This is a genomic window from Haloterrigena sp. KLK7 (assembly GCF_037914945.1).
GTDB classification, from domain to species: domain Archaea; phylum Halobacteriota; class Halobacteria; order Halobacteriales; family Natrialbaceae; genus Haloterrigena; species Haloterrigena salinisoli.
This window is the reverse complement of record NZ_CP149787.1, coordinates 961736-970650: the sequence shown is the minus strand read 5'-3', so window position 1 is coordinate 970650 and position 8915 is coordinate 961736. Positions and strand designations below refer to the sequence as shown.

The window sequence follows — 8915 nt, the reverse complement described above, 5'->3', positions numbered from 1 at the left end:
CCTGCCGCGCTCGATCCGTCGGCTCGAGCGCGGCAGCCCCTCTCAGTCCCACCCGAAAGCCCCGACTCGCTGGGCGCGGGCGCCCAGCGAGTCGCCCCGTTCAGTCCCGCCCGGGAGCGTCGACCGGCCGGCCGATATCGCGACGGGTTCCCGGGTTGCCGACACCGCCGTATTTCGTCCAGTCAGCCGATATCTCGGTATTTCGACCAGTCAGTCGCCACGATCGATCACTGCTCCTCTCGCTCCCGTTGAGCGACCGAGCGTGCAGTCCGGCGCAAGCTTAACCTACCGGCTCGTGGATCCCCCGATAACAATGATCGATCGCGACGGCCGCATCGTCTTCGGCGCCCTCCTGTCGCTGGTTCTCGTGCTTACCCTTTCAATCGTCGTCGAGGCGCAGCTCGGGGTCGGACTGCGGGAGTACCCGGTCCTGTCGTTCCTGGTCTTCGCCGGTCTCGCACTGGCCGCGCCGCAGCTCTATCTCGCCGCGACCGACGACGAGACCAGGGACCACGACCCGGCCCGGAGCCGCGTCCAGTTCGCCGCCGTCGCGACGGCGGTCTTCGCGCTCGCCTTCGCCGACGACGCGTCGGGAATCAGCTACCTCGCGATCGCGACCATCGGCTCGTGTGCGGTCATCGGACTCGTCTGCTACGAGGCGCTGCGGTGGCACCGCGGCTCGAGCGAGGGGAGCCTCTCGCAGGGGTGATCGCCGTCGCGTGCGGAATCAGCAATCCTTAGGATCGACCGCCGTTTTGGGCAACGCATGACAGACCCCGAGGACCTCGTCGAGCGAGTACGCGAGGGCGAGTTGCGCCTGCACGAACTCGAGGACCACGCCGACCACGACACCGCGGCCGAAGCCCGCCGGCTGCTCCTCGAGCGCGAGACGGGGACGGAACTCGAGGCGATCGGCGACTACGCCTTCCCCGCCGAGGCGGCGGAACCGAACATCGAGAACATGATCGGCGCCGCGCAGGTGCCGATGGGCGTCGTCGGCCCCGTGCCCGTCAACGGCGAGGAGACCGCAGCGAACGACGGTGGCGCGGCCGCCGGCGACTACTACCTGCCGCTGGCGACGACCGAGGGCGCCCTGCTGGCGTCGGTCAACCGCGGGCTGGGCGTGATCCGCTCCGCGGGCGGCGCGGACGCCCGCGTGACGAAAAACGGGATGACCCGCGCGCCGGTGTTTCGGGTCGCGGGCGTCGCCGAGGCCGCCGAGACCGTCGAGTGGGTGGACGACAACACCGAAGCGCTGGCCGAAGCCGCCGAGTCCACGACGAGCCACGGCGAACTGATCGACGTCGAACCGTACGTCGTCGGCGACTCCGTCTACCTGCGCTTCGCCTACGACACGAAGGACGCGATGGGGATGAACATGGCCACCATCGCGACCGGCGAGGCCTGCGAGATCGTCGAACGCGAGACCCCGGCCGATCTCGTCGCGCTCTCGGGCAACCTCTGCTCGGACAAGAAACCGGCCGCGATCAACGCCGTCGAGGGCCGCGGGCGCTCGGTGACGGCCGACGCCGTGATCCCCGGCGAACTCGTCGAGGACCGACTCCACACCACCGCGGAGGCCATCGCCGAGGCCAACACCCGCAAGAATCTCACCGGCAGCGCCAAGGCCGGCAGCCTTGGGTTCAACGCCCACGCGGCCAACGTCGTCGCCGCCGCCTTCCTCGCGACCGGCCAGGACGAGGCCCAGGTCGTCGAGGCCGCGAACGCGATCACCACCATGGACGCCCGCGAGCGCGAGGACGGCACCACCGACCTCTACGCCAGCGTCTCGCTCGCCTCACTCGAGGTCGGCACCGTCGGCGGCGGGACGAAACTGCCGACGCAGGCCGAGGCGCTCGAGGTCCTCGGGCTGCGGGGCGGGGGCGACCCGCCGGGATCGAACGCCGACGCCTTAGCAGAGATCATCGCCGTCGGCGCGCTGGCCGGCGAACTCTCCCTGCTCGGTGCGCTGTCGTCCCGTCACCTCGCGAGCGCTCACGAGGATCTCGGGCGGTGAACTGACTCTCGAGCCACTGTCACCGGTCGAGACTCGCTATAAAGAATAAGCGAGTCGACCGAGAATCGATGGTCATGAGCAACGAGACCGACTCGGTGCCGATGATGCGCTTCTGGTTCTGCGTCTACAGGGAGAATCCGCTCTTCCACGCGGAACGCGACTGTCATCACCTTCAGGACCTCCCGCGGGATCCCGAGAACTTGTCCGTGGCCCACATCCCCGTCGATTCGAACGATGTCGGGAAGCCGTCGAAGCTCAACTTCTGTACCGCGTGTGGCGTCGCAGATCCGTTCGAGTGACGGCTTCGATTTCGGAGGCAGATCCGACTACGCGTTCTCGGTCGCGGCCTCGCGCTCCTCCGTCGCTTCGTTCCGAGCGCGAATCGTCGTTCGCGCGGTGTAACTGCCGGCGCCGACGAGCAGAACGAGGCCGACGAGCATCGGGAGCACGCTCGAGGCCAGCGCGACCAGCCCCAGCCCGACGGCCGAAAGCGCGTGCGAGACCGCGAAGTCCCGGCGCCCGTACGCGCCGTGGAGGAGGGCGACGGCGGCGAAGGTCGCAGCGAAGGCGACCAGCCCCAGCGTCGTCGCGTCGACGCCCAACAGCGTCTCGTCGATGAACCGTCCGTACGCGACGAGCGCGAGCGCCGCTATCGATCCGGCACCGATCGCCTGCTCCTGTACGTCCACCGTCTCGTCCATGACACCGAGTTGCCGTCCGCGGTGCAAAGCCCTGCCGTTCCAGTACGTCGCTCGTCGATGCGTCCCCGCCGCTCGGGCGACCGCTACAGCCGTCGATACCGGCCGCGGCTCTCGCTCACCTCGCCGCGGCCGACGAGTTTCTCGAGCGCGTCCCGCACGTACTCCGCGGAGACGCCGCGTTCGCCGGCGTAGTCGACGATCTCGTCCTCGGTCGGCCGCTCGAGGTCCTCGAGGGCGCGTTCGACGATCTCCTTCTTGCTGCCGCTGCGAGTCGGCCCGCGCGGGTCGCGCTCGCCGGCGGCGGAGACCTCGTCGACGTCGAGGCCGGACTCCGCGAGGTACTCGTCGTCGTCGACGACGCCGTCGGCGACCTCGTCCTCTAAGGCGTCGAAGGAGTCCAGTTCGGCGAAGGCCTCGCCCTCGCCCTGTCGGTTCGCGAGCATCGACGCGCGGACGTCGCGAGCGTGGCTCGCGTCGTCGGTCTCGACGAACTTCTTGCGCTTCTCGTAGGCCTTCCGCGCGCCACAGCGGGGACACTGGGTCGTCTCGGAGCGACCCTCGATGATCCAGAGGTTCGAACACTCGCTACAGCCGACGACGGCGTACATGGCTCGCAGTGGGTGCGCCCGGCAGTTCAAGGTTCGGCAAGCGCGGCGGAAGTGGAACGACGAGGCGGTCCGCGACCGGCTCGAGTCGACGGGCCGAACCGACGGGCGAGCGGCGCCTCGAGTCCGCGATCTCGGCCGACGGTCGGCAGTCGGCGATCAACGGCCGATCGCCGGGACCGGCGGACCTATGTGGATCGTCACCGGTGCCCTTCGTATGGAACGCGTTTCGATCGACGACTGCGATCCGTCGGAGGCGGCCGACGGCGTCCACCTGGCGCTGATGGCCGGTACCGACTCGATGAACGTCCAGCACTTCGAGATCGAACCCGGCGCGACCGTCGACGAGCACAGCCACCCCCACGACCAGACGGGCTACATCACGCAGGGCGAACTGACGTTCCTCACCGACGGCGAGGAGATCATCTGCGGACCCGGTGACTCCTACGCGATCCCGGGCGACCAGCCCCACGCGGCCGAGAACCGCGGCGACGAGACGGTCCGCGGCGTCGACATCTTCAGCCCGCCGCGGGAGAATCCGAGCTGGCAGTCGGAGTAATCGCCGATCGCTCCCGCGAGCGTCGTCTCTCACCGCCGATACACTTACGAATACCACGGAGTTATACGCTCGAACTCGCAAGGACAGTCGATGGCAACCGAGTCGCAGTCATCGAACTCCCGAGGAATCGGACGCATCGGAACGCACCTCGAGCGGTTGGGGCCGACGTGGCTCGCCGGCGCGATCGCGGCGGGGCCCGCGACGATGGGCAGCCTGCTGGTCGCGGGGGCGAGCTTCGAGTACGCGCTGCTGTGGGTCGTCGTCCTCTCGGCGGTCCTCGGCACCGTCGGTCAGTATCTCGCGATGCGGTTGGGGCTGCTCACCGAGGCGGGGATCGTCTCGGTCGCCGAACGACACCTCGGCTCGTTCTGGGCGTGGGTGCTCGTGGTCGACGCCGTGCTCGCCGCGGGGTTAGCCCAGATCGTGATCATGAAGACGCTCGCGTCGGTCAGCGCGACGATGGCCGCCGAAGCGGGCGTCGGCGTCGCCGCGCTGACCGATCCGCGCTTCTGGGGGATCGCGTGGGCCCTCCTCCTCGCGCTGGGACTCGCGGGCGGCGGCTACCGCTTCGCGGAGGCCGGGGCCAAGGTGCTCGTCTCGATCGTCGTCGTCGCGTTCCTCGCGGCTGCGTTCGTCGCACCGATCGATCCCGCCGCGGCGGCGGGCGGACTGGTCCCCGCGATGCCCGCGGGCGTCGACGGCGCGCTCGTCGCCGCGGGCATCCTCGGCGGCGCGGTCCACATCACGCTGCTGACGATGCAGAGCTACACGATGCGCGCCCGCGGCTGGACCGTCCGCGACGCGGACACCGCACTCGTCGACGTCGCGAGTTCGATGCTCCTCGCGTTCGGCGCCTTCAGCCTCGCGGTCTTTCTCGTCGCGGCGAGCGTCCTCCCGTCGGCCGGCGTCGACCCCGCGACGATCGACGGCGTGGGCGCCGCACAGACGCTGGGCCCGGTCGCCGGCGAGTACGCCACCTGGGTGTTCCTCGCCGGCCTCCTCGGGGCCGCGGTGTCGACCCTCGGCGGGAACACGATCGTCCCGCCGTACCTGCTCGCCGACAAACTCGGCTGGGAGCGCTCCACCGACGACGGCCGCTACCGCGCCGCGATCGCCGGCTTCGCGCTCGTCTCCGCCGTCGGCGCGTTCCTCGGCGGGACGTTCTTCCAGTTGCTCGTGCTCACGCTGGCGTTCGGGCTCGTCGGGACGCCCTTCGCCATCGCCGTGCTCCTCGTGCTCCTGAACGACCCCGACGTCGTCCCCGAGACGAACTCGCTGCCCGCCAACGTCGGCGGGATCGCCCTGTTCGTCGTCGCCGCCGTCCTCGCGGGCGAGTTCGTTCAGGATGAACTCGAGACGATTACCGAACCGGCCTCGGCCTTCGTCGTCGTCTTCGCCGCCGCGATGGCGCTGGCGATCGTCGGCCTCGCCGGCAAATACGGTCGCGATCGGCTCGCGGCGTGATCGTCTCGCGGACCACTCGCAGCGCGATCGCCTCGCGGACCAATCTTCAAGCCGATCGGAACCGACCGATCGCTCATGGGAGACCTTCAGAACGACGTCGTCATCGTCACGGGCGCCAGCCGCGGCCTCGGTCGCGCGATGGTCGAACGCGCTTCCGACGAGGGCGCTCGCGTCGTGCTCACCGCCCGCGACGAGGAACGGATGGACGAGGTCGCTACCGATCTGCCCGGCGAGTCGCTCGTCGCCCCCGCGGACGTTCGGGACGCCGCCGCCGTCGAACGGGTCGTCGACCGCACGATCGAGGAGTTCGGCCGCGTCGACACGCTGGTCAACAACGCCGGCGTCAGCCTGCTCGGGATGTACGACGGGCGAACCTCGCTCGAGGAGATCAGCGAGGACGACTGGGACACCGTCCTCGAGGTCAACCTCAAGGGCGTCTTCCTCTTCACTCGCGCCGTTCTGCCCCATATGTACGAACAGGAGCAGGGCAACGTCATCAACATCTCCTCGGGACTCGGCCGGCACGCCATCGCCGGCGCGGGCCCCTACGTCAGTTCGAAGTGGGGTCTCGAGGGGCTGACCCAGACGATCGCGCTCGAGGGCGAGGACCGCGGCGTCAACGCCAACGCGCTCGATCCGGGCGGCCGGGTCGACACCGATATCTGGGCGCACCTCCCCGACGAGGAGCGCGAGGAGATCCTCGATCCGGACGTGATGAACGACGCGGCCGTGCTCCTCGCGGCGCAGGGTCCCGACGGCGTCAGCGGCGAGTCGATGCCCGCCGAGGAGTGGGAGCAGCGGCTCGGATAGCGAATTCGAGTCTCACGTCCGGGTCCTGTCGGCCGTCCCACAACTCCTATATCGATGGCCGGTTTCTTTCCGCTGGATGAGTCTGGAATTAGACGGGCTCGCTCGAGAGGTATCGATTCCGTATTACGAAGTCGCCCTCCCCGCACACGACAGTTTCCACGCCAATCGCGTCCGCGATGTGGCACTCCGATTAGCGAACGAGTGCGAGGGAACCGTCGATCGAGACGTGCTGGCTGCGGCCGCGTGGTTACACGACATCGGTCGTCCCGCGGAGCGAACGGGGGAGATCGAGGACCACGACGAATGGGGTGCGGGCGAAGCGGCAGCGCTTCTCGCAGGCGAAGAGGTGTCTGCCGACCGAATCGCTGCGATCGAACACTGCGTTCGGGCGCACAGTATTCGGTCTAGCTCTCCGGAGCCCGAGACGCTCGAGGCGAAGTTGCTCTTCGACGCGGACAAGTTGGACGCGGCCGGCGCGGTCGGCATCGTCCGTCTGGCCTGTATCGTCGGCGAACGCTCGGGTCGCACGGGCGAGAAATACGCGGTGATCGACGACTCGTCGGTGCAGCGAGCGGCGACGGCGGACGGTCCGGACGTCGCGCTCCTCCGCGAGTGGGCGCGAGAGCGGCTGGACGAGTTGTATACGGACCCCGCCCGTCGCCTCGGGGCGTCCCGATGGGAGTTCACGGAGTCGTTTTTCGCCCGATTCGCCGACGAACTCGGGGTCGAGGGAGAGCGATAACTCGGTTCGAACGGTCTACTCGAGGCGGATCGGAGTCGAACGAACCGCTCTGCTATCGTGGCGACAGGGAGCTGCCACGCCCTCCCCAGCGTCGAGTAGCCTCGCTCCCGCTCGGTCACTCGACAGCGCGCGCCACCACACGTCGACTTTCAACTCGAAACGATTCGTATTCCGTCGCTATTGCTCGGGTCAACTGCTTGGTCCAACCTGAGCGACGCGTCGAACGACTCACTCGAGCGATTTCCGCATTGCCACGTGTGGAATCCCGGCCTCCTCGAACTCCTCGCCGTACCGTTCGTAGCCCAGACTGCGATAGAACCCGGCGGCGCGAGTCTGCGCGTGCAGTTTGAGGGACTCGAGTCCTTCCCGCTGTGCCTGCTCCTCGAGAGCGGCCATCACCGCGCGACCGACGCCCGCCTCGCGGTGCGACTCGAGCACCGCGACGCGCTCGACCTTGCCGACGCCGTCCTCGTACGCTCGCAGGCGGGCGGCGCCGACCGGCTCGTCGCCGTCGTAGGCCGCGAAGTGGGTCGCCGTCGCGTCGTGCTCGTCGTACTCGAGTTCCTCGTCGACGCCCTGCTCCTCGACGAACACCGTTCGCCTGACGGCGAAGGCGTCCTCGCGCGCTCGCTCCGTGTCGGCGACGCGTACCTCGACCATCGGCCGCGAGTACGCACGGCCGCGACGAGAACGTTACGGCGGACCGGCTTCCGTCCCGATCCGCGGCGCCGCCTCAGTATCTGGTCTGGAACCGTCTCACGGCGTCGAAGAGTTCCCGGCGCTTGCGCTCGAGGAAGACGAAGTGCGTCCCGCCGCCGATCTCGACGTACCGTTTCCGGTGATCGATCGCACCGACGGCGTCGTACAGGTTCAGCGCGCCCGCCCGGGAGATGATCCCGTCGCTCGAGGCGCGGATCACGAGCGTCGGATCGTCGATCTGCCGCGGGTGGTACTCGCTTTCCTGCACCACGAGCGGGGCGATGATCGTCTCCTCGTCGGCGGTTTCACCGCCCTCTCGAGGCGTCTCCGACGCCTCGCCGTCGCCGATCGCCTGATTCGTCTCGTAGATCGCCTCCCAGACCGCGGCTTGGACCTCGTCGGCGGTGTACTCCTCGCCGCCGATCCAGTAGTCGCGGTCGGCACCCTCGGGGAGTTCCGCGTTCCACCGGTCGATGAATTCCGACCGCTCCTGAGTCAGGTACGCGGGACCCTCGGGATCGGCGCCGACCTCGAGGGTGTCGAACGAGCCGCCGGCGAGCGTGACCGTCGCGTAGTCGGGGTCGCCGAGTTCGTACACCGCGCGACCGCGCCAGGTCCCGCCGGAGAGGCCGACGTAGTGGATGCGATCGAAGCCGCGGTCCTCCCGGAGCCAGCGGGTCAACTCGAGGATATCGAGCGCCTCGCGTTCGAACGACAGCGGCGGCCCGTTCGCTTCCGGCGGTTCGTCGTACTCGGGCGGGAGTTCGGTGTCGCCGTAGCCGCGCATATCGGGGGCGAACGTCGCCTGCCCCTGGGTCGCGGCGTACGGGAGCCAGCCGAAGCCCTCGGCGACGGGCGGTTCGAACATCGATAGCGCGCCGTAGGTCATCCCGTGGACGAAGATGACGGCCTCGGCGGGGTCGGCGGCGGTCGTCCGCTCCCAGACCCGAAGTCGGTGGCCGTCGTCCATCGTCAGATCGTGGGCGGTCGGCGGCCCCGTCTCGGAGCCGTCCGCTCGTCCCTTCCGCCCGCCCCGGTTTCGTTTCCCTTCGCCTTTCCCACGGCCGTTCTCGTCTCCGACCGCGGCCGCGGTGGTCCCGATCAGCCCCGTTCCGACGGTTCCCGCGAGAAACGCTCGTCTGGGCGTCGCCGATGGATCGCGATCGTCTGTCATGTGTCAATCTACTAATCTTCTGCGGCGGCGAATAAGGTTAGTTGATGGTTACGAGAACGCGAATTTAGGGATGTAGGACGATAACCGGCGGTGAATTGTCTCGGCGTCTCCGGTCGAAACCGCGCGACGACCGGTACTCCTGCC

At 68.8% G+C, this 8915-nt stretch carries 11 protein-coding genes; 7 read left to right on the top strand and 4 right to left on the bottom strand.

Features of this window, described 5'->3' with window-relative positions; all coding sequences use genetic code 11:
* Positions 1-313 precede the first annotated feature (313 nt).
* The 3 genes from WD430_RS04780 to WD430_RS04770 all read left to right on the top strand — a co-directional run bounded on the left by WD430_RS04780 (position 314) and on the right by WD430_RS04770 (position 2316).
* Positions 314-709, top strand: coding sequence for a hypothetical protein (locus tag WD430_RS04780; protein WP_339104890.1), 396 nt, complete (start codon positions 314-316; stop codon positions 707-709).
* 57 nt (positions 710-766) lie between these two features.
* Positions 767-2017: a hydroxymethylglutaryl-CoA reductase (NADPH) gene (hmgA, locus tag WD430_RS04775; RefSeq protein WP_339104889.1), complete on the top strand. Its 1251-nt coding sequence runs from the start codon at positions 767-769 to the stop codon at positions 2015-2017.
* A 74-nt stretch (positions 2018-2091) separates the two neighbouring features.
* Positions 2092-2316: a hypothetical protein gene (locus WD430_RS04770; protein ID WP_339104888.1), complete on the top strand. Its 225-nt coding sequence runs from the start codon at positions 2092-2094 to the stop codon at positions 2314-2316.
* Positions 2317-2343: 27 nt separating this feature from the next.
* Here the strand turns inward: WD430_RS04770 and WD430_RS04765 are convergent, their stop codons facing one another.
* Positions 2344-2718 carry a hypothetical protein gene (locus WD430_RS04765; RefSeq protein ID WP_339104887.1) on the bottom strand — a complete coding sequence of 125 codons (375 nt, stop codon included), beginning with the start codon at positions 2716-2718 and terminating at the stop codon, positions 2344-2346.
* A gap of 83 nt (positions 2719-2801) precedes the next feature.
* Positions 2802-3326 carry a DUF5817 domain-containing protein gene (locus tag WD430_RS04760; protein ID WP_339104886.1) on the bottom strand — a complete coding sequence of 175 codons (525 nt, stop codon included), beginning with the start codon at positions 3324-3326 and terminating at the stop codon, positions 2802-2804.
* Positions 3327-3540: 214 nt separating this feature from the next.
* Here WD430_RS04760 and WD430_RS04755 point away from each other — a divergent pair, with 214 nt between their 5' ends.
* The 4 genes from WD430_RS04755 (at position 3541) to WD430_RS04740 (ending at position 6898) form a co-directional block, all read left to right on the top strand.
* Positions 3541-3882, top strand: coding sequence for a cupin domain-containing protein (locus WD430_RS04755; protein ID WP_339105793.1), 342 nt, complete (start codon positions 3541-3543; stop codon positions 3880-3882).
* Between the two features lie 90 nt (positions 3883-3972).
* Positions 3973-5346 (top strand): divalent metal cation transporter, encoded by a 1374-nt coding sequence (locus WD430_RS04750; protein ID WP_339104885.1) that lies wholly within the window; start codon positions 3973-3975, stop codon positions 5344-5346.
* A 75-nt stretch (positions 5347-5421) separates the two neighbouring features.
* A complete protein-coding gene (locus WD430_RS04745) occupies positions 5422-6156 on the top strand; it encodes an SDR family oxidoreductase (protein ID WP_339104884.1) in 735 nt (244 codons plus the stop codon).
* Between the two features lie 76 nt (positions 6157-6232).
* Positions 6233-6898, top strand: coding sequence for an HD domain-containing protein (locus tag WD430_RS04740; protein WP_339104883.1), 666 nt, complete (start codon positions 6233-6235; stop codon positions 6896-6898).
* 228 nt (positions 6899-7126) lie between these two features.
* On the opposite strand, the gene WD430_RS04735 is transcribed toward WD430_RS04740, so the two are convergent.
* Complete coding sequence (locus WD430_RS04735; protein ID WP_339104882.1) at positions 7127-7558, bottom strand: GNAT family N-acetyltransferase; 432 nt, start codon at positions 7556-7558, stop codon at positions 7127-7129.
* A gap of 73 nt (positions 7559-7631) precedes the next feature.
* Positions 7632-8771 carry an alpha/beta fold hydrolase gene (locus tag WD430_RS04730; protein WP_339104881.1) on the bottom strand — a complete coding sequence of 380 codons (1140 nt, stop codon included), beginning with the start codon at positions 8769-8771 and terminating at the stop codon, positions 7632-7634.
* Positions 8772-8915: the final 144 nt, after the last annotated feature.

Coding starts and splice junctions, on each gene's coding strand:
- WD430_RS04755 (WP_339105793.1), top strand. CDS start 3,541: ATGGAACGCGTTTCGATCGACGACTGCGATCCGTCGGAGGCGGCCGAC.
- WD430_RS04780 (WP_339104890.1), top strand. CDS start 314: ATGATCGATCGCGACGGCCGCATCGTCTTCGGCGCCCTCCTGTCGCTG.
- WD430_RS04765 (WP_339104887.1), bottom strand. CDS start 2,718: ATGGACGAGACGGTGGACGTACAGGAGCAGGCGATCGGTGCCGGATCG.
- hmgA (WP_339104889.1), top strand. CDS start 767: ATGACAGACCCCGAGGACCTCGTCGAGCGAGTACGCGAGGGCGAGTTG.
- WD430_RS04740 (WP_339104883.1), top strand. CDS start 6,233: ATGAGTCTGGAATTAGACGGGCTCGCTCGAGAGGTATCGATTCCGTAT.
- WD430_RS04770 (WP_339104888.1), top strand. CDS start 2,092: ATGAGCAACGAGACCGACTCGGTGCCGATGATGCGCTTCTGGTTCTGC.
- WD430_RS04760 (WP_339104886.1), bottom strand. CDS start 3,326: ATGTACGCCGTCGTCGGCTGTAGCGAGTGTTCGAACCTCTGGATCATC.
- WD430_RS04750 (WP_339104885.1), top strand. CDS start 3,973: ATGGCAACCGAGTCGCAGTCATCGAACTCCCGAGGAATCGGACGCATC.
- WD430_RS04735 (WP_339104882.1), bottom strand. CDS start 7,558: ATGGTCGAGGTACGCGTCGCCGACACGGAGCGAGCGCGCGAGGACGCC.
- WD430_RS04745 (WP_339104884.1), top strand. CDS start 5,422: ATGGGAGACCTTCAGAACGACGTCGTCATCGTCACGGGCGCCAGCCGC.
- WD430_RS04730 (WP_339104881.1), bottom strand. CDS start 8,771: ATGACAGACGATCGCGATCCATCGGCGACGCCCAGACGAGCGTTTCTC.